Origin of the sequence: Corynebacterium nasorum, assembly GCF_022345765.1 — a bacterium.
GTDB classification, from domain to species: Bacteria; Actinomycetota; Actinomycetes; order Mycobacteriales; family Mycobacteriaceae; genus Corynebacterium; species Corynebacterium kefirresidentii.
Genome location: NZ_JAKRDR010000009.1, coordinates 15,633 through 35,010 on the forward strand (window position 1 = coordinate 15,633; position 19,378 = coordinate 35,010).

Here is a 19,378-nt window from a genome sequence, read left to right on the forward strand (position 1 = left end):
AAAGCCGAATAGCAGCGGCGTCCTCACCCCTTAGGAGGAGATTTACTTGCGGCGCAGCAAGCTAAACGCACCCACGGCCGCAGCGCCCAAAGCAGCACCAATGCCAAAGGTCGCGCCTGCCGGTGCGCCCTCCTTGACCTCATTGCGCACGCGAATAACGGCTGGCTCTGGGACGGGCGGGTGCGCAAACTTCAGGGACTCGGCGGTGGTGGCGGTCCACGCAGAGATATACAGCACCACGCGCCAAATCAGGTACATGACCACCATGAGCACGATGACCGGACCGAAGACCGCGCCGGCCGGGCTGCCGGTAGCAGAAGACATGATGACCGTAGACAGCTGCTTGAGCAGCTCGAAAGCCACCGCACCGATGACCGCACCGATGAGGCCAGATTTTTTCGGCACCTTGGTGCGCGGCAGGATCATAATCATCCACCACATGACGATGAAGTTAGCCAAGAGGCCCACTGCCAAGCCGACAAAGAAAATCACAAAATCCATGCCCGGGAAGGACTCGATGCCGACCTTCTCAAAAATCTTCTGGGTAAGACCAGAGGAACCGGCGGCAGTCACGCCAAAGGCGATGAGGAACGCCAGGATCAGGCCGATGAGGCCTACCAAGTCAGAAAGCTTCTTCTTCAGGAAGGAACCGCCTTCGTTGGCGTCGATGCCCCACATAGCCGAGATGCCAATGCGCAGGTTATTCATCCAGCCCAGTCCGGACCACAGGGTGGTCAAACCACCGATACCAAACATGGCCCCGCGCTGTTCAATGGCCGTATCGAGAATCTCATTGACCGTATCGCCCATATCGCCATCTAGCGAGCTGGTGATCTGGGACTGCAAATCATTGAGCAAGTCCTCGCGGTTAGCCAAGACGGCGGCGACGGTAGCCACGATCAGCATCGCGAGCGGGAAGATGGATAGCACCGAGTAATAGGTGATGCCGGCGGCAAATTGATTGCCGCCTTCTGCACCATAGCGCTCGTTCATGCGCATCAGGTGATCAACGAATCTGGACTTGGCGCGGATCTTATCTACCGCACCAGGTTCGTCGGCATTAGCGCGTTCGATGCCGTAGTGGTCCGTCTTCTTCGAGGAGGATTGCGTGGTGGTAGGCACGTGCTTCCCTTCTTGCTCGCACAGTTTTTATCCCACCTAGAGTAACTGGCAAATGCCCACTTGTCCCTTTGTGGGGTGGTGCATGGGGAAGCAGCCGCCGACTACTTGCGCAGGCGAGGAAGGAAGCCGACCTTTTCATAGACGTCGTCGACAAGCGGCTGGGCAATTTCTTGCGCCGTCTCTGCGCCCTTGGCCAGGATGCGCTCGAGCTCGCCGCGATCCGCCATCAGCTCATCAAAGCGTGCCTTGAGCGGAGTGGTAAATTCCTGCAGCGCATCTGCGGTATCGACCTTGAGGTGGCCATAGCCCTGGTCGGCGTACTTCTCCACCAAGGAATCGATGGATTCACCGGTCAGCGCGGACTGGATGACCAATAGGTTAGACACACCCGGCTGATTTTCGCGGTCAAAGGCTACCGAACCCAAGTCATCCGTCACGGCGGACTTAATGCGCTTGGCTGAGGTCTTCGGCGCGTCCAAGAGATTGACCAAGCCCTTGGGGTTGGCTCCGGACTTAGACATCTTGGAGGTCGGCTCCTGCAGGTCATAAATCTTGGCCGCGCCCTCCGGGATGAACGGCTCCGGAACCTTGAAGGTCTCGCCGTACTTATTATTAAAGCGCTCGGCCAGGTTACGAGTCATTTCCATGTGTTGGCGCTGATCCTCACCCACCGGCACATAATCCGGCGAGTAGAGCAAAATATCGGCGGCCATGAGGATCGGGTAGGTAAATAGGCCCACCGAGGTGCGGTCCGAGCCCTGCTTGGCGGACTTATCCTTGAACTGGGTCATGCGGGAGGCCTCACCAAAACCGGTCAGGCACTGAAAGACCCAGGTCAACTCCGTGTGCGCAGGCACGTGCGACTGGACAAAGAGCGTGGACTTGTCCGGGTCAATGCCTAGGGCAATAAGCTGGGCGGCACCCGCGATGGTGCGGTTGCGCAGCTCCTCGGGATTTTGCTCCACGGTAATCGCGTGCAGGTCCGGAATGAAGTAGAAGGCATCATAGCCGTCCTGCAGGTCAATCCACTGCTTGAGCGCTCCCAGGTAATTACCCAGGTGATAGGAATCAGCGGTGGGTTGGATACCGGACAGGACGCGGGAAACGGTGGAATTGTCTGCAGTCATGGTGCTTTATCCTACCCCTTAGCTCCGGCGCGCGGTCCACATCCTTCCCCCAGCAGTGCCCCTCCCGGATCGAAAAATTCCCCCCGCCCGGAGGGCAGAGGGAATGCGACGCAAAGATTTTAAATCTTGCGGGAGGTGGGGCTGACCACGTCCATCAGGATGGCCCAACCGGAAACCATCAGCGCGCCACCTACGCCCATGAGCACGATGGGGCCGAGGAAAGCGAAGGACGGACCAACAATGGTCCACCACCAAATGCTCAGGCCGAGGATTACAGCGCCGAGGACGAAAGAAATAATTGCGCGAGCCATGAACTTTCTCCGTTGCAGATTACTGATTTTTTTGACCTGCCTATGGTAGCACTACTGCTTGTGTTTAGGCGCCTTGCGCTTGCCGACGTCCCCCTTATTGAAGCTCCACTGCTGCTCCACGTTTACTCCCCTCGCCCCTGGCGAGTGCCGGCCACTCGGCCGGGTAATCGATTGTTGCTTCGGGCGGCGCGCGATGCGGTTGCTGGAAATATCGTCGTAGTCCGCCCCCTCTGCCGCAGTAGAAAAAGCTCGTGTCTTGTTCTTAAACGGGCGGCTTAAAGGCCTAGTCAACGGACGCGTGATGGGGCTGGCGTATCGCGTGGCCGCGCCTGCCTTGCGCTTGGCTTTGCGGGCGCCATCGCGCACGATGCGCGCGGACAACCGCAAACGCGGGTCCATCTGCTGTTCTGCATCACGATATTCAAAGACGGGCAATCCCTTCTTGAAGTAGATCGCGGCCAAGCGGGAAATAAAGCACACGGAGGCGGTGATGATCGCGGCCGGTTCTTCGGCCAGGCCGCCGTGGTAGAGCGCCATAAAAAGCGCCGCGGCCAGCAGGGAAATGGCGGCATAATATTCGCCGGAAAAGACCAGCGGAATGCGATCTGAAAGCAGGTCACGCAGCACGCCACCAAAAACGCCGGAAATCACCGCAGACACCGAGGCAATAATGAACCCGTGGCCCAGGTGGACTGCGATTTGGGTGCCCAGCACCGAAAAGACCGCGAGCCCTAGGGCATCCAAGATGAGGAAGAGATGGCGGAAGTAGTGCATAAGGAAGGACATGCCCACCGTCACCACGGCCGCCACGATGACAATCACCAGATAAATGGGGTGTTCTACCCAGGTAAATGGAGGGTCATCGAGGATCATATCGCGCACCGTGCCGCCGCCGAGCGCCGTCATGGAGGCGATCATGGTGACACCAAAAAGGTCGAGCTTTTGACGTCCAGCGGATAATGCCGCGGTCATAGACTCGGCGGTAATGCCGACTACGTAAAGGACGCTAAATAATGGCGTCATCAGCTGTACTCCACCACTAGTGGGGAATGGTCGGACCAGCGCTGCTCTACGGTGGGGGCCTTTTCCACCCAAGTGCGCTGCGCGCGCTCCAGCATCGGACGGGTAGCCGCCTGATAATCGATGCGCCACCCGGCGTTGTTATTAAAGGCCTGGCCGCGGTAGGTCCACCAGGTATAGGGGCCGTCTTCGTCCGGGTGCAGGCGGCGGGCCACGTCGAACCACTGTGGCTGCGCGGCCGGGGCCCACGGCTCGCCGCCGGCGTAGTCGACGACGCCCTGCCATTGCCCCAGGTTCTTCTTTTCCTGCGGCTCATCATCCGGGAACGCACCAAAGACGTGGTCCATGAAGGCGCGCTCTTCGGGCAGATGGCCGGCCTTCTTTTCATTGGCCTTATTATTCTTCAGGTCCTGGGCGCGGTGGCAGATATTCCAATCGCCGCCGATCACCATTTCGGACGGGCTGCCATCGGGGTTCGTGCGCGCCGCGTTATCCGCCAGAATGTCTTGGAACTCGTCCAAGAAGCGGTACTTTTCATCCAACTTCGGCGAATCCGTATCACCGGAAGGCAGGTACAGAGAAGCGACGCGGATATCGCGGGTGGTCGCAGCGATCCAGCGGCCGGCGTCGCTAAAGGAGCCGAAGCCCACTTCGACGTCGGCAAGCGGGGTGCGAGACAAGATGCCCACGCCGGCGCGGCCCTTTGCGGCGGCGTCGGCAAGAGCCAAGTGCCAGCCCGACTCCAGGGCTGGGGCCAAGGCTTTTTCGGCCTGCTCCGGGGTAGCGCGCACCTCTTGCATGAGCACGATATCTGCCGAAGTCTCTTCTAACCAGGCATTCATGCCGGGGTTATTTTCATTGCGCTGCTTACACGCAGCGCGGATTCCGTTGACGTTAACGCTCGCGATGGTAAGGGTCATGCAACCAGCATATCGGTCCGTTTATGAATGGCGAGCAAGACGCTTTTTATCCCACATCGTCGCAGCCCACACCAGGCAACCCGCAGCCGCCAGGCCAGCACCCGCCAGTGCCGGAGCGGAGTAGCCCAAGCCAGCACCCACGACGGCACCGCCAATGGTCGCGCCCGCTGCATTCGCAATGTTCAGCGCGGACTGATTGAGCGCGGCGGCCAAAGTCTGGGCGTCGCCAGCCACATGCACCAAGCGCAGCTGCAGCGAAGGCACCAGAGTCGAGCCCATAAATGCCACGCAGCCAAAGCAAATCGTGGCCGGGATGGCGTGTCCAGAGAGGAAGTAAAAAGCGGTAAGGATAACGATAAGGCAGGCCAAGGCAAAGATGATGCCAAACTCCAGGTTGCGGTCCGCCAGCCAGCCGCCGAAGGCATTGCCGATGGTCATGCCGATGCCATAGGCCATGAGCACCACCCAGATGAGGCTCTGATCCATGCCGGCGACCTCGGTCATGGTCCAGGAAATATAGGTATAGACGGAGAACATACCGCCGAAGCCCACCACGCCCATGATGACGGTGAACCACACCTGGCTGTTTTTAAACGCCCCGAACTCCGTGCGGATATCGGTCTGCTTCATCTCCGTCATGTGCGGCATCAGGAAGAACAGTGCAATGGCGGTGATAATGCCCAGCGCCACAACCACAAGGTAGGCCGCCTGCCAGCCCAACGCGGAGCCAAGCGCCTGCGCGGCCGGCACCCCAATGACCGTGGCGATGGCCAGCCCCATGCCCACATAGGCCATGGCTTTACCGCGTCCGCCTGGAGGCGCCATGGATGCGGCCGAAAGGTTCGCCACGGAGAAATAAGCACCGTGCGGCATACCCGCAATGAAGCGCGCCACCATGAGGATGGCGTAGTTCGGTGCCACCACCGATAGCAGGTTTCCCACCACGAGGAATCCGATGAGCAGCAGGATCAGGCGACGGCGCGGGAGCTTGCCGGTAAAGGCCGCAATCAGCGGGGCGCCGACCACCACGCCCATCGCGTAGATGGTGATGAGGGTTGAGGCGTTTTCTTCCGAAATGCCAAAATCATCCGCGATAAGCGGCAGCAAGCCCATCGACACGAACTCCGTAGTGCCAATGGCAAAGGCGCCAAGCGCCATAGCCACCATCACGATGGCGCGGCGACCGGCGGTAATCTCCGTTTGCAAAGGCAACGGACGACGCCGAATGCGGGGTTCATGGGCGCTGCGCGGGCTTAGCTCGTCGATGATTTTCATGGAGAGTGAGGGTACACCCCGCGTTTACCTGCAGCATGCCCGCGGCGGGTACTCGTGAATATCTCCACCCCGCCAGCCAGTGGGTGATGCTGGCCACGCAACCCTTTTCAAGGGGCGCAAATGGGGGATCACTATCAGCAAACTGGCCCACATGCCGCCCACAAAATCGGTACTCTGGGCACTTGAACAATTTTCCAACGTTACTTAGGAGAATCATGGCAAAGATTACGTGGACCCGTACCGATGAGGCGCCGCTGCTGGCGACCTACTCCCTCAAGCCCATTGTGGAGGCCTTCGCTTCTACTGCGGGCATTGACGTAGAAACCCGCGATATTTCGCTGGCCGCCCGCATCGCCGCGCAGTTCCCGGAGCGCCTGACCGAGGAGCAGACGGTCGAAGACGCCCTAGCAGAGCTGGGCAAGATGGCCAAGACTCCGGAAGCAAATATCATCAAGCTGCCGAATATTTCCGCTTCCCTGGTGCAGCTGAAGAAGGCCATCGCCGAGCTGCAGGCTGCCGGCTACGACCTGCCTGATTACCCGGATAACCCTTCCACCGAGGAAGAAAAGGACATCGCCGCCCGCTACGATTCCGTCAAGGGCTCCGCTGTTAACCCGGTGCTGCGTGAGGGCAACTCCGACCGCCGCGCACCGGAGGCCGTGAAGAACTTTGTCAAGAAGCACCCGCACCGCATGGGTGAGTGGTCCAAGGACTCCAAGACCAACGTTGCCACCATGGCGGACAACGACTTCCGCCACAATGAAAAGTCCGTCATCCTGGACAACGAGGACACCTTGTCCATCGTCCTTAAGACCGCCGACGGCGAGCAGACCCTACTGCCGGAGCTGCCGGTTCTCAAGGGCGAGGTCATCGACGGCACCTTCATGTCCGCCAAGGCTCTGGATGAGTTCCTCATCGCACAGGTCAAGCGCGCCAAGGAAGAAGGCGTGCTCTTCTCCACCCACCTGAAGGCCACCATGATGAAGGTCTCTGACCCCATCCTCTTCGGCCACGTCGTCCGCGCTTTCTTTGCTGATGTATATGACAAGTATGGCGAGGAACTGCTGGCTGCTGGCCTCAACGGCGAAAACGGCCTGGGCGCTATCTACGAGGGCCTGAAGAACCTGGACAACGGCGAGGAAATCAAGGCTGCTTTCGACGCCGCTCTTGCCGAAGGCCCCGACCTTGCCATGGTCAACTCCCACAAGGGCATCACCAACCTGCACGTGCCTTCCGACGTCATTATTGACGCCTCCATGCCCGCCATGATCCGCACCTCCGGCCACATGTGGAATAAGAACGACGAGGAGCAGGACACCCTCGCCGTCATTCCGGATTCCTCCTACGCTGGCGTGTACCAGGCTGTTATCGAGGACTGCAAGGAAAATGGTGCCTTCGACCCGACCACCATGGGTACCGTGCCGAACGTTGGCCTGATGGCGCAGAAGGCCGAGGAGTACGGCTCCCACAATAAGACCTTCAAGATCCCGGCCGCGGGCACTGTTGAGGTTCGCAACTCCCAGGGCGAGGTCCTCATCTCCCACGATGTGGAGGAAGGCGATATCTGGCGCGCCTGCCAGACCAAGGACGCCCCGATCCAGGACTGGGTCAAGCTCGCCGTCAACCGCGCTCGCCTGTCCGGTATGAAGACCATCTTCTGGCTCGACCCGGAGCGCGGCCACGACCGCAATATCCAGTCCCTGGTGGAGAAGTACCTTAAGGACCACGACACCGAGGGCCTAGACATCTCCATCGAGGACCCGGTAACCGCTACCAAGACCTCCATCGAGCGCATCCGCCGCGGCGAGGACACCATCTCCGTTACCGGCAACGTGCTGCGTGACTACAACACGGACCTCTTCCCCATCCTCGAGCTGGGCACCTCCGCCAAGATGCTATCTGTGGTTCCACTCATGGCAGGTGGCGGCCTCTTCGAGACCGGTGCCGGCGGCTCCGCCCCGAAGCACGTCCAGCAGGTAGAAGAAGAAAACCACCTGCGCTGGGATTCCCTCGGCGAGTTCCTGGCCTTGGCTGAGTCCTTCCGCCACGAAAAGCAGACCAACGGCAACGAGAAGGCCGGCGTCCTGGCCGCTACCTTGGACAAGGCCACCGAGCGCCTGCTCAATGAGGGCAAGTCCCCGTCCCGCAAGGTAGGCGAAATCGATAACCGCGGTTCCCACTTCTTCCTGGCCACCTTCTGGGCCGAAGAGCTGGCTAACCAGACCGATGACGCCGATCTCGCCGCCGCCTTCAAGGACGTAGCTTCCCAGCTGTCCTCCCAGGCAGACGAGATTGCCCAGGCGCTTGTCGACGCCCAGGGCAACCCCGCAGACCTCGGCGGCTACTACTGGCCAAATGACGAGAAGACCTCTGCCGTCATGCGCCCGGTAGCAAAGTTCAACGAGATTATCGACGGCCTGAAGAAGTAATTCTTCCCAAAAAGCCGCCCCGCAGCGTTCATTGCTTCGCTGCGGGGCGGCTTTAGTGTGCGCGCGGGTTTAGAAGCTATCGAGCCAGGCGGCGTGCACGCGGGCGTCGCCATTTTCTTCTGGGTGGAAGCTCAGCGCTGTCACGCGGCCCTGTCGCACGCCGACCACTGCGTCGCCGCCCTCTCCCGGCACCGTCGCGATGACCTCGACGCCCTCGCCTAGGCGGGTAACCAGCGGCGCGCGGATAAAGCTCGCCTCAATGTCGAGCGTTTCCTCCCCCATCGCGACCGGCACGGTACGTTCCTCGGAAAAGCGCTGGTTGCCAAAGGCATTGCGGCGCACGGTCACGTCCACTAGCTCCAGGGTTTGCTGCCCCGGCGCGGGGTTATCGAGCTCGCGGGCGCAGTAGATGAGTCCCGCGCAGGTCGCGAGCACCGGCAGGCCTGCAGCTGCGGCGTCGCGCAGCGGCTCGGCCAGATCGAAGCTGCGCGCCAGCTTGTCGATGACACTCGACTCGCCGCCCGGAATCACCAGCCCGTCGAGCCCGTCCAGGTCCCGCGGCACCCGCACCCGGCGAGTAACAACACCGAGCTCATCAAGAATGCGCAGGTGCTCCTCGACGCCACCTTGCAGCGCCAGCACCCCAACGGTGGCTACCATCCGCGCTCGGCCAGGCGGTGCGGCGCAGGCACGTCGTTGACATTGATGCCCACCATGGCCTCGCCCAAGCCGCGGGAAAGCTTTGCGAGTTCGGCCGGCTGGTCGTAGAGGGTCGCCGCCTTGACGATGGCCTCCGCACGCTTGGCGGGCTCGCCGGACTTGAAGATGCCGGAGCCGACGAAGACGCCTTCGGCGCCCATCTGGCGGACAAGGGCGGCGTCGGCAGGCGTGGCCACGCCACCGGCGACAAAAAGCACAACCGGGAGCTTGCCGGTCTCCGCAACCTCTGCGACTAGGTCGTACGGTGCCTGCAGCTCCTTGGCCGCGACGTAGAGCTCATCGCGATCCAGGTAGCGCAGGCGGGCAATCTCGGCCTTAATCGTGCGCAGGTGCTTCACGGCCTCCGAGACATCGCCCGTGCCGGCCTCGCCCTTGGAACGAATCATGGCCGCACCCTCGGTGATGCGGCGCAGCGCCTCACCCAGGTTGGTCGCGCCACACACGAATGGCACATCGAAGTCCCACTTATTGATGTGGTTGACATAATCGGCCGGGCTGAGCACCTCGGACTCATCGATGAAATCCACGCCCAGCTCGCCGAGGATCTGAGCCTCCACAAAGTGGCCGATGCGGGCCTTGGCCATGACCGGGATGTCCACCGCTTCGACGATGCCCTCAATTAGCTCTGGATCCGACATGCGGGCCACCCCGCCCTGCGCACGAATATCGGCCGGCACACGCTCCAACGCCATAACTGCCGACGCACCCGCGTCCTCCGCAATGCGCGCCTGCTCCGGCGTGACGACGTCCATAATGACGCCGCCTTTCAACATATCGGCTAGTCCTCGCTTCACGCGCGTAGTGGCGCGTCCTTGTTCATTTACCTGTTCAGTCATAGGTCACATAGTGGCCCACACAATTGGTACAAGACAAGAGCCATTTTCAGCGTGTTGGATTAGACCACTTATGATGAAGGAGTGCCTCTCCGCCTCGATCCCTCTGATACGCGGCCGCTGCCCGTGCAAATCGCCGCGGCCCTCCGCACCCAGGTTGCCGCCGGCGCCCTCCTGCCCGGCGAGCGCGTTGCCTCCACCCGTACCTTAGCCACCCAGCTCGGCGTTTCCCGAGGCAGCGTAGTCACCGCCTACGAGCAACTCACGGCCGAGGGATACCTTACGGCCGAGGTTGGCTCCGGCACCGTCATCAACCCGCTGCTCCCCCACGCACGCGCCCCGCGGCCGGAGCCGGCCCCCAAACCGGCCGCCGAGCCCGAGCTGGTGTCACTGACGCCCGGACTGCCCGACACCGCGGGAATCCTCACCCCTGAATGGAGGGCCGCGTGGCGCGCTGCGGCCGTCGACCCCTCCGGCGACCTTCCCCGCGAGGTCGCCGCGCACCTGCGCCACATGCGCGGGCTTAACGTCGACCCAACCCGCATCCTCATCACGGCCGGTGCCCGCGATGGCCTTTCGGTACTCCTGCGCGCCCTCGGCCGCCCGCTGCGCGTGGGCGTGGAATCACCCGGCTACCCCAGCCTGCGCCGAGTCCCCCAGGCCCTCGGCCACACGCTGCTGGAAATCCCCACCGGCCGCGACGGCGTCACTGTTCCCACCGCCGACCTCGACGCCCTCATCGTCACCCCCAGCCATCAATATCCCTACGGCGGCTCCCTGCCTGCAGCCCGGCGCGCAGAGCTCGTCGAATGGGCCCGCGCACATGACGCCCTCCTCATCGAGGACGACTTCGACTCCGAGCTGCGCTACGTCGGCCAGCCACTTCCCGCCCTGGCCGCGCTCGCCCCAGAACACACCGTGCTACTCGGGACTTTTTCCTCCGTCATTTCCCCCTCGATTGCATGCGGTTACCTCGTCCTCCCGCCACGCTTGCGCCCGGCCGTGGACCGTGTGCGCGATATCTTCGGCCAACCCGTCGGCTCCATCCCCCAGGCCGCGCTCGCCCACTACCTTGCCAGCGGCGCTTTACGACGCCACACCGGCCGCATGCGCCGCACCTATAAACGCCGCCGCAACCTAGTGGCCGAAGCGCTTGGCTCCATCGATGGCACCCAGCTCCTTCCCATCCACGGTGGACTCCACGCGGTCCTACTGTGCGACCCGGCCGTTGTCCCCCGCGCCGCCGCCCGCGGCATCAAACTCACCCCGCTGCGCGATTATTGGGGCGGGGCCGAAGCTGAAGACGGCGTCGTACTCGGCTTCGGCCACCTCAGCGATACCGAGCTACGCGAAAGCCTTTCTGCAGTTGCGGCGGCTTTACAGGGGTGATACCGTAAAGCCCACGTTTATAAACGAAAGGTAATAGTTGTCTTTAGGTCCGATTGAGCTCCTTCTCATCCTCGTTTTCGTCCTTATCCTCGCTGGAATTATCGCCCTCGTGGTCACGCTCGTGCGCAATAGCAATGACACCCGCGCGAATACTAGCCGCATTGCTAATCAGCTCGAGGAGCACGACCGCCGCCACTAAGAAAGACACCCCACCAGACCAAGCGCCACACCGACCGCTTGGTCTATTTTTATTCTCACGGCTGCCAGCGCGTTTCTACAAAATCATTCGCTATATATACCGCTTGGTCTAGTCTTGCCAAGCATGACGACGAAATACGATAACTCCATTTCCAACTGGTCTTTCGCTACCCGCTCTGTACACGCAGGCCAAAACCTCGACGGGCACCACAACGCCCGCAATGTGCCGATTTACCAGACCACCTCTTACGTTTTTAACGACGCCGAGCACGCGGCCAACCGCTTTAATCTTTCCGACGCCGGCCCCATCTACACCCGCCTGACCAACCCCACCCAGGACGCGCTGGAAGAACGCCTCGCTTCCCTCGAGGGCGGCGTCGCGGCCGTTGCCTTCGCTTCCGGCCAGGCCGCCGAAACCGCGGCCATTTTGAACCTCGCCTCGGCCGGCGACCACATCGTGACTTCCCCGCGCCTCTACGGCGGCACCTCCACCCTCTTTACCGTCACGCTCAAGCGCCTAGGCATCGACGTCACCCTCGTCGAGGCCCCGGACGACCCGGCCTCCTGGCAAGACGCCGTTCAGCCAAATACCAAGGCATTCTATGGCGAGACCTTCGGCAACCCCGTGGCTGATGTCCTTGATATCCCCGCCATCGCCGAGGTTGCCCACAATAACCAGGTCCCGCTCATCGTGGATAACACCATCGCCACCGCCGCCCTCGCCCGGCCGCTGGACCTCGGCGCAGATATCGTCGTGGTCTCCACTACCAAGTTCTATACCGGCAATGGCTCGGCCGTCGGCGGCGCGATTATCGACGGCGGCTCCTTCGACTGGACCGTCACCCGCAACGGCGAGCCCGTATTCCCCTATTTCGTCACCCCGGATGAGGCCTACCACGGACTCAAATACGCCGACCTCGGCGCTTCGGCCTTCGCGCTCAAGGCCCGCGCTGGCCTGCTGCGCGATACCGGCGCCGCCATCTCCCCCTTCAACGCCTGGCTGACGCTGAATGGAATTGAGACGGTGGGACTGCGCGTCGAAAAGCACAATGCCAACGCCCAAGCCGTCGCCGAGTACCTGGAAGGCCACGCCAAGGTCACCAAGGTCAACTACGCCGGCCTCGACTCCTCGCCGTATAAGGCCACCAAGGAAAAGCTCGGCTATGCCTATACCGGCTCCGTGCTCTCCTTCGACATCGACGGCGGCCGCGAAGAAGCCTGGGCGTTTATCGACGCCCTCAAGCTCCACTCCAACCTCGCCAATATCGGCGATACCCGCTCCCTGGCCGTGCATCCGGCAACCACCACGCACTCGCAATCCGATGAACCTGCGCTGGCAGCGGCCGGCATTACTCAATCCACTATCCGCCTGTCCGTGGGCATCGAGTACATCGATGACATCATCGCGGACCTCGAGCTGGGCTTTAACGCGCTGGTATGAAGCTAGTTAGCATCGGCGATTTCCACACCGAAGCCGGCGCCACGCTTGCCGACGCCCACATTGCCTACCACCGCTTCGGCCACCTTCTCGGCGATCCCCATGGCGCCAATAACGTCATCCTGGTCGAACACGCGCTAACCGGGGACTCGAATGTGGCCGAGTGGTGGGCCGACCTAGTAGGCCCCGGCAAGGCGCTGGATACGACGAAGTGGTGCATTATCGCTACCAATGCACTGGGCGGCTGCGCAGGCTCTACCGGCCCGGCTTCTCCGCACCCAGACGATGGCCGTGCTTGGGGTTCGCGTTTTCCCGCGCTTTCCGTGCGCGACCTCGTTGCGGCCGAGCGTGCCGCTTTGCATGAACTTGGCATCACCCACGTGCATGCCGTCATCGGCGGCTCAATGGGTGGCGCGCGCACGCTGGAGTGGACACTGATGCACCCCGATTTCCTCGACGCAGCCTGCGTCATTGCCGTTTCGGCCCGCGCCTCTGCTTGGCAGATTGGCATCCAGTCGGCGCAAATCGCGGCCATCGAGCAAGATTCGTTCTGGCACGGCGGCGATTATTACGCTTCCGCCCAGCGCCCGCGCGAGGGGCTGGCGGCCGCGCGCCGCATTGCGCACCTGACCTACCGCGGCGAACAAGAAATTGACGAGCGCTTCGGCGTTCATGCACAGACCGGCGAGAACCCGCTCGGGCCTTACCGTCGCCGCGATAATCGCTTTGCCGTTAACTCCTACCTGGATTACCAAGGAATCAAGCTGGCCGACCGCTTCGATGCCGGCTCCTATGTCACTCTCACCGAGGCGCTCAACCGCCACGATATCGGCCGTGACCGCGGTGGGCTCAACCGCGCGCTGGGATCATCCAAGGTACCTACAATGGTCGTAGGAGTAGACACGGACATCTTGTACCCGTATCACCAGCAAGAACATATCTCGCGCAATCTGGGAAATCTATTGGCTATGGCCAAGGTGGTCTCCCCGGTAGGCCACGACGCCTTCCTTACCGAGTCACGCCAAATGGATCGCATACTGCGCAACTTCCTTAGACTTTCCCAGCCGGACCCGCGCATTGATGCAGCGGCAGGCGATCCCACCGAGTACTCGATTTAAAAAGCTCGCGGCAGCAAGGATCGCCAAAGCCGGGCAGCGCGCACTATGCGCTGCGCTGGGGCGGCGAAGGGACGAAGCGGCTCAGCGATCGTCGGGTGGCTTCGCCCAAGGCGGGCGCCACACGATGCCTTCTCCAGGACGACGCTCGAGCCGGCCGCGACGCGGCGGTGCATTCGGGTCATCGTCGTTCACAGCATTGTGATACTTGCACGCAATGGTGAGGTTTTCGGGATTCGTATCGCCGCCCAGCAGCCACGGGGTGAGATGGTGGACTTGGCATTCATCCGCCGGCGTGTGGCAGTCGGGCCACGGGCACACCGGGTTTTCTGCCATCGCCATTTGGCGTTGCTTCCATGTAGCCAAGCGCCGCGATTGATAAAGGTTGACGGGGCCGGTGACGGGGTGAATGAGGGTGATAAGGCCGACGTCGGCAAGCGCGCGGCGGACAAGATCCGCACCAGATATCTGGGCGCCGTTGGTCAGCTGCAAGGTGACGTCCTCGCCGTGGGTGACCTTCACCATCTCATTCAGGTTGAGCACCACATTGGTGGTGATTGTGGAGGTAGAGGCGCCCTCGGCAAAGACGCGACGAGCATCGGCGACGGTGGAGACGTGGTTATTAATTTCTGCAACCAACTCGGACTCGGCGGTAATTGTCAGGGTCCACAGGTCATCGCGGCGGCGGGTCAGGCGCACGCCTTCGGAGCGCTTGGTGGTACGCTCCTCGCGCACTAGGCGACGGGCGTGCTTATCAATTTCGCTGGTGGAAAGGCGCAGGGCACATAGTTCCTCGCGCAATGCCCAGGCCGCCCGCTGGGTTTTCATCTTCTGTGCGAAGTGCTCGATAATTTTCAGCGCGTCGAGCGGCAGCGAAGTGCGGCGGGCGGCGCGCTGTTTAGCACCAAAGGCGGTGCGGCCGAAGTAAGTATCGGCCAGGCGGGCAAACTCGGCGGCCTCGCGATCACTAAAGCCCTTATCGACGAGCTCTTCTACCGACAGCCCAACGCACTCCTCGATGAGCACCATCGGGGAGTTCACGGCAGCCAGGTAGTTCGAAATCATGGCACCGAACCTAAGCCGGCCGTGCATAACGGCGCGCGGTGGTGGCCCAGAGCCTGTGGATAACCGCCCGAACCACACCCTTTCGGGCCGAGTTAGGTGAAGGCTCTACAAAACCTGTGGATAACTAGCTACCGAGCGCGTCCACAGAAAAGGCCAGAAAGGCCATCGTGGCGCCGAGCAGGCCGGTAAAGCAGGCGTCAAAGCGGCGCGAGCGTACGGCCAGCACGCCGACGCGGCTGGAATCACACGTCAGTCGGACCACGGTGAGCCACAGCAGGGCCAGGCCGAGGAGGAACGTGGCCCGGCGCCAGTATTCGAAGACAGCATAGCCGCCGGAGATAACCACGCCGGCCACGAAGATGCCAATTGCTGCCCACTGCGCGGCAGGCGGCAGTGGGGAGGGCGCGAGCTCGGCGTCGTGCGGATTATCTAGATTCACGCCAACTTTTCCGCGCGTTCGACGATATTGCGTACCAGGAAGGCACGGGTCAGCGGGCCGACGCCACCTGGGTTCGGAGAGACGAACCCGGCCTTATCCCAGCAATCTGGGTGAATGTCGCCGGTGAGCTTGCCGTCGACGCGGGAGACTCCGACGTCGAGAAGCGCGGCGCCTTCCTTAATCATGTCCGCGGTGAGCATGTGGGGCTGGCCGGCGGCGGCAATGACGATATCGGCCTCGCGGGTCTCAGCGGCCAAGTCCTTGGTGCCGGTGTGGCACAGCGTGACGGTGGAGTTCTCGCTGCGGCGGGTAAGCATCAGGCCGATGGGGCGGCCTACGGTAACACCACGGCCGATGACCACGGTCTTGGCGCCGTTGAGCTCGACGCCGAAGCGGCGCAGCAGATGCAGGCAGCCGTTCGGGGTGCACGGCAAGGGCGCCTCCTCGTTGAGCACGAGCTTGCCCAGGTTGACTGGGTGCAGGCCATCGGCATCCTTGGCGGGGTCAATGCGCTCGAGGATGGCGTTTTCATCCAGGTGCTTAGGCAGCGGCAACTGGACGATGTAGCCGGTGCAGGCATCATCGGCGTTGAGCTCATCGATGACGGCTTCTAGTTCTTCCTGGGTGATATCGGCCGGCAGGTCCTTGCGGATGGAGTTGATGCCAAGCTTTTCACAGTCACGATGTTTCATCTTCACATAGGATTGGGAGCCCGGATCCTCACCTACGAGGACGGTCGCCAGGCCAGGGGTAATCCCCTTCTCCTTCAGCGCGGACACGCGCTGGGCAAGGTCGGAAAAAATCTCGTCGCGGTACAGTGTGCCATCTAGTTTGGTAGCGCTCATAGCCACCATCCTAGACTGAAGGCATGAGCCAGCTGCACATTGTCTTTGATAACCCAGTCATCCCTACTAATACGGGCAACGCGATTCGCACGGCCGCGGTGACGGGCGCGAGCCTGCACCTGATTGAGCCGCTGGGTTTCAATTTCGACGATAAGCACTTAAAGCGCGCCGGTCTGGATTATCACGATTTGGCCGATGTGCAGATTCACAAGGACTTCCAGGCCTGCATGGATGCGCTGCCGGGCGCGCGCGTCTTCGCTTTTACCACGCATACGGATAAGTGGTTTACGGATATCGAATACCAAGAAGGCGATGTCCTACTCTTTGGCACGGAGCCGACCGGCCTGCCAGAGGAGCACATCAATCATCCGCGCGTAACGGACCGCGTGCGCATTCCGATGGTGCCGGCCAGGCGCTCAATGAACTTGTCGAATTCGGCCTCGACGGCCGTATTTGAGGCGTGGCGCCAATTGGGATTTAACGGGGCGGTTTAAGCTCCGGCAGTTGGCGGGAGCGCAGCTGGGTAAGGAGTGCGGCGGCGTCGGCAAGCGTGAGGTTGCGCGCGTCCATGCGCACGGGCCCCTGGACTAGGTCGAGGCCGACGGTGGCTAGGCCGAGCGCCTGCGAAATCGGTCCGCGGCGATAGGTCAACTCCTGGATATGGGAGGTGTGGATGGCCTTGACGCGGCGATTGAGCCGGCCGTTGCGCACTATGACGTAGCCGCCGGTAAGCGCCACGGTTTGTTGGCGGTAGTCCAGCGGGGAAACCCACTTGGCGCGGGCTGGCGAGGCGTAGGTGGGCGCGGCGTCGGCCGGCAGGAATTGCCGGGCTTGGGCGAGGGTGCCCACCGGCAGGATGCGGGTGGAACCAGAAGCCTTTCCGCTTGCCGACGCCCCATACCCCGCCACCGAGACCCGTACCTCGTACCAGCCTAGTGGCCGCCAGAGGAAGGGCTGAGTTATCTGCACGGCGTGGATGCGGTCAAGGCGAATGCTTTGGCGGCGGCGATCGGCCAGGCCGTAGGTGATATTGAGTACCTCGCCGTCGGTGCGGGCGGTATAACGCCAGGAAGAATCGAGCACGTTCCAGGCGTTGGGCAGGGCGCCGACGAGGATGGGCAGCGCGGCCGAGAGCGGCAGCCGCGTAACCACAACCAGGATGAGGAAGCCGACGAGGAAAAGCGTGGACGTGCGCAACGCGGCCGCAATCAGGGAGCGGGCGATGGGGATCTCGGGCACGAGAGCTGGTTCCTCGGCCGGTTCTTCAGCCGATTCCTCGGCCGGCGCCTCGGTTTGGGAGGTGGGAGCGCCGTGAACGCGGGCGAGGATGTCATCGCGTAGGGCCTCAGCGTCGGACTTTTTGAGGTAGGCGATTTCGATGACAGAAGATTGGCCGCCCGCGGTTTCCACCCGCACGGCCGCGAGACGAAAGAGGCGGGCGATGACGGGTTCCACGACGTCAACGGCCTGGGTGCGGTCATAGCGCGCGGTGCGCAATTGGACAGATAAGAGGCCGCGGCGCAGGGAAAGCTCTTCCGCGCCGAGCTGATAGCCCATGCGGCGCCACCATAGGCCGGAGGCGAGCCACACCACCGCGCAGACCGCGATGAAACCAGCGAGGGCGAGGGCGGTATCACGCAAGGCCTCGCCGCGGTGTTCGCCGGTAATAAAGGCGAAGATATCGCGCAGGGCCTCCATGTTGACGTTGAGGGCGAAAGCTGCGATGAGGGCCAGGATGACCGACCACAGACGCAGCAGCGGGGTGAGGCGGTGGACGCGACGGAAGTTCGGCTGGGGGCTCATAGGCCGCTCATCCGTTCGCGGGCTTGGTGGGCAAGGCGGGTGCGGAGGGCGTCGGCAAGCGGGGCTTCCAAGCCTTTGATGGTGGCATCCGTGCTGGCAGAGGCCGTGTGGAGCTGCAGCTTTTTCAGGCCAAGGGCGCGGTCGATGGGCCCGGAGGTCACGTCGACGAACTGGATGCGGCCGTAGGGCACCACGGTGAAGGAATGCCAGAGCTTGCCGCGAGTGATAAGTAACTCATCGTCGGTCTCGAGCCAGCCCATATTGCGCACTTGAGCGGGAATGAGCCAGAGCAGCCAGAAGAAAAGACCGACGAAGATGCCGGCCGCCCAGTAGAACCACGGGGTCCACCAGAAGCCTGCCGCAGCGGCGGCCGCGGCGAGCAGAAACATCCAGCTCAGGTGGTGGATATAGCGCGAGGTCACAAGGCGCGGCGAGACGGGATTCATTTCTTCGCTCATAGTTATTGACAGTATCAATCGGGCCCACCCCTTGCGCAACTTATCGTTACTCGATATTATCGAATTACGACAACATCGAAAGTCGATAAGTTATCGACAGAAAGGATTGTCATGACCACCCCACAGCCCACCTCCAAGGCCGAGCGCCGCGAAATTAATGCGGCAGCCGGTCTCGCCCTCCTTACGATCATCATCCTCGGCCCGACTTACCTGCGCGACCTTGCCACCGGAAGGTTTTCCACCGCCCTGAGCGCGGCCGTTACGGAAGGTCTAAGCAAACACAACCTCGACGGTGGACCATTGTGGCTACTTAGCGCGGCGCTCGTCGTCAAGATTGCGGCCATCCTAATTATCGCGTTCTTTGCCTATCACTTGGTCAAGCCGATGCTTCGCGGACAGGTTTTTAATACGAAAAATATCCGCCCCCTAAACGGAATGACCATTGGCATCCTCGTCTGGTTTATCGGACGGTTCGTGCTCGAAGGCCTAGGAAATAACTGGGCTTCCTCACAGCTTGGAATCGACTGGTGGGCCAGCCAGGATGGAACGTCGCTTGGCGAGCTTGCGCTTCCCTACCTCTTCGTCTGCACCTTGCAGCTCTTCTCGGCCGCTATCAAGCGCGGCTGCACGCTGGAAGAGGAGGTCGAAGGCCTTGTCTGAGGCACAAGAACCCCAAGTAATCTGCCACCTCGACCGGATTATGCAAGAGCGCGACATTACCGGCGCGGCGCTCGCTAAAGAAGTGGGCATCACCCCAGTTAACCTCTCCGTTCTAAAGAATAATCGCGCCAAAGCCGTACGCTTTAGCACCCTGGCAGCGCTGTGCACGGCACTGGACTGCCAGCCAGGGGATATCTTCAGCGTCGAGTAG

The 19,378-nt window shown here is 61.9% G+C and carries 21 protein-coding genes; 8 read left to right on the forward strand and 13 right to left on the reverse strand.

The genetic code is table 11. From position 1 onward, the window contains the following. Nucleotides 1–42: 42 nt before the first annotated feature. The 6 genes from MHK04_RS07615 to MHK04_RS07640 all read right to left on the reverse strand — a co-directional run bounded on the left by MHK04_RS07615 (nt 43) and on the right by MHK04_RS07640 (nt 5,775). Entirely contained in the window at nt 43–1,122 is a 1,080-nt protein-coding gene (locus MHK04_RS07615) for a YhjD/YihY/BrkB family envelope integrity protein (protein WP_239205839.1), read from the reverse strand. 101 nt (nt 1,123–1,223) lie between these two features. Then, entirely contained in the window at nt 1,224–2,249 is a 1,026-nt protein-coding gene (gene trpS, locus MHK04_RS07620) for a tryptophan--tRNA ligase (RefSeq protein WP_239208252.1), read from the reverse strand. 119 nt (nt 2,250–2,368) lie between these two features. Then, complete coding sequence (locus MHK04_RS07625) at nt 2,369–2,560, reverse strand: hypothetical protein (protein WP_023020662.1); 192 nt, start codon at nt 2,558–2,560, stop codon at nt 2,369–2,371. 51 nt (nt 2,561–2,611) lie between these two features. Continuing rightward, on the reverse strand, nt 2,612–3,583 hold the full coding sequence (locus MHK04_RS07630; RefSeq protein ID WP_239208251.1) for a trimeric intracellular cation channel family protein: 972 nt from the start codon (nt 3,581–3,583) through the stop codon (nt 2,612–2,614). Further along, a complete protein-coding gene (locus tag MHK04_RS07635; protein ID WP_239208250.1) occupies nt 3,583–4,500 on the reverse strand; it encodes an exodeoxyribonuclease III in 918 nt (305 codons plus the stop codon). The genes MHK04_RS07630 and MHK04_RS07635 overlap by 1 nt, the downstream gene beginning before the upstream one ends. A gap of 21 nt (nt 4,501–4,521) precedes the next feature. After that, on the reverse strand, nt 4,522–5,775 hold the full coding sequence (locus MHK04_RS07640) for an MFS transporter (protein ID WP_023027815.1): 1,254 nt from the start codon (nt 5,773–5,775) through the stop codon (nt 4,522–4,524). A gap of 215 nt (nt 5,776–5,990) precedes the next feature. Between MHK04_RS07640 and MHK04_RS07645 the strand changes: the two genes are divergently transcribed. Next, nucleotides 5,991–8,204: an NADP-dependent isocitrate dehydrogenase gene (locus MHK04_RS07645; RefSeq protein ID WP_239208249.1), complete on the forward strand. Its 2,214-nt coding sequence runs from the start codon at nt 5,991–5,993 to the stop codon at nt 8,202–8,204. Between the two features lie 69 nt (nt 8,205–8,273). Here MHK04_RS07645 and pdxT read toward each other — a convergent pair whose 3' ends face one another. Further along, nucleotides 8,274–8,864: a pyridoxal 5'-phosphate synthase glutaminase subunit PdxT gene (gene pdxT, locus MHK04_RS07650; protein WP_049383610.1), complete on the reverse strand. Its 591-nt coding sequence runs from the start codon at nt 8,862–8,864 to the stop codon at nt 8,274–8,276. Beyond that, entirely contained in the window at nt 8,858–9,760 is a 903-nt protein-coding gene (gene pdxS / locus MHK04_RS07655) for a pyridoxal 5'-phosphate synthase lyase subunit PdxS (RefSeq protein ID WP_049383609.1), read from the reverse strand. Before pdxS ends, pdxT begins: the two co-directional genes overlap by 7 nt. An 81-nt stretch (nt 9,761–9,841) precedes the next feature. Between pdxS and pdxR the strand changes: the two genes are divergently transcribed. The 4 genes from pdxR to metX all read left to right on the forward strand — a co-directional run bounded on the left by pdxR (nt 9,842) and on the right by metX (nt 13,900). After that, nucleotides 9,842–11,146 carry a MocR-like pyridoxine biosynthesis transcription factor PdxR gene (gene pdxR / locus MHK04_RS07660; RefSeq protein WP_239208248.1) on the forward strand — a complete coding sequence of 435 codons (1,305 nt, stop codon included), beginning with the start codon at nt 9,842–9,844 and terminating at the stop codon, nt 11,144–11,146. Between the two features lie 37 nt (nt 11,147–11,183). Continuing rightward, entirely contained in the window at nt 11,184–11,345 is a 162-nt protein-coding gene (locus MHK04_RS07665) for a hypothetical protein (RefSeq protein ID WP_200288222.1), read from the forward strand. Between the two features lie 123 nt (nt 11,346–11,468). Next, entirely contained in the window at nt 11,469–12,785 is a 1,317-nt protein-coding gene (locus tag MHK04_RS07670; RefSeq protein ID WP_239208247.1) for an O-acetylhomoserine/O-acetylserine sulfhydrylase, read from the forward strand. Beyond that, complete coding sequence (gene metX, locus MHK04_RS07675) at nt 12,782–13,900, forward strand: homoserine O-acetyltransferase MetX (RefSeq protein WP_023020652.1); 1,119 nt, start codon at nt 12,782–12,784, stop codon at nt 13,898–13,900. Before MHK04_RS07670 ends, metX begins: the two co-directional genes overlap by 4 nt. 81 nt (nt 13,901–13,981) lie before the next feature. Here the strand turns inward: metX and MHK04_RS07680 are convergent, their stop codons facing one another. The 3 genes from MHK04_RS07680 to MHK04_RS07690 form a co-directional block, all read right to left on the reverse strand. After that, nucleotides 13,982–14,962, reverse strand: coding sequence for an HNH endonuclease signature motif containing protein (locus MHK04_RS07680; RefSeq protein WP_049383605.1), 981 nt, complete (start codon nt 14,960–14,962; stop codon nt 13,982–13,984). A 124-nt stretch (nt 14,963–15,086) separates the two neighbouring features. Continuing rightward, on the reverse strand, nt 15,087–15,401 hold the full coding sequence (locus MHK04_RS07685) for a DUF3017 domain-containing protein (RefSeq protein WP_239208246.1): 315 nt from the start codon (nt 15,399–15,401) through the stop codon (nt 15,087–15,089). Further along, nucleotides 15,398–16,246 (reverse strand): bifunctional methylenetetrahydrofolate dehydrogenase/methenyltetrahydrofolate cyclohydrolase, encoded by an 849-nt coding sequence (locus MHK04_RS07690; protein ID WP_023020649.1) that lies wholly within the window; start codon nt 16,244–16,246, stop codon nt 15,398–15,400. Before MHK04_RS07690 ends, MHK04_RS07685 begins: the two co-directional genes overlap by 4 nt. 23 nt (nt 16,247–16,269) lie before the next feature. Here MHK04_RS07690 and MHK04_RS07695 point away from each other — a divergent pair, with 23 nt between their 5' ends. Further along, nucleotides 16,270–16,740: a tRNA (cytidine(34)-2'-O)-methyltransferase gene (locus MHK04_RS07695; protein ID WP_005322648.1), complete on the forward strand. Its 471-nt coding sequence runs from the start codon at nt 16,270–16,272 to the stop codon at nt 16,738–16,740. Here MHK04_RS07695 and MHK04_RS07700 read toward each other — a convergent pair. Together MHK04_RS07700 and MHK04_RS07705 are read right to left on the reverse strand one after the other, a co-directional pair. Beyond that, complete coding sequence (locus MHK04_RS07700; RefSeq protein WP_239208245.1) at nt 16,724–18,049, reverse strand: PH domain-containing protein; 1,326 nt, start codon at nt 18,047–18,049, stop codon at nt 16,724–16,726. The genes MHK04_RS07695 and MHK04_RS07700 overlap by 17 nt on opposite strands. Beyond that, nucleotides 18,046–18,507: a PH domain-containing protein gene (locus tag MHK04_RS07705; RefSeq protein WP_239208244.1), complete on the reverse strand. Its 462-nt coding sequence runs from the start codon at nt 18,505–18,507 to the stop codon at nt 18,046–18,048. The genes MHK04_RS07700 and MHK04_RS07705 overlap by 4 nt, the downstream gene beginning before the upstream one ends. Before the next feature lie 111 nt (nt 18,508–18,618). On the opposite strand from MHK04_RS07705, the gene MHK04_RS07710 reads away from it, so the two are divergent. Both MHK04_RS07710 and MHK04_RS07715 read left to right on the forward strand, forming a co-directional pair. After that, nucleotides 18,619–19,167, forward strand: a complete 549-nt coding sequence (locus MHK04_RS07710; RefSeq protein ID WP_239208243.1) for a hypothetical protein — start codon at nt 18,619–18,621, stop codon at nt 19,165–19,167. Then, the gene (locus MHK04_RS07715) at nt 19,160–19,378 is read left to right on the forward strand and encodes a helix-turn-helix domain-containing protein (RefSeq protein ID WP_259824959.1); all 219 of its coding nucleotides are present in this window, start codon (nt 19,160–19,162) and stop codon (nt 19,376–19,378) included. Before MHK04_RS07710 ends, MHK04_RS07715 begins: the two co-directional genes overlap by 8 nt.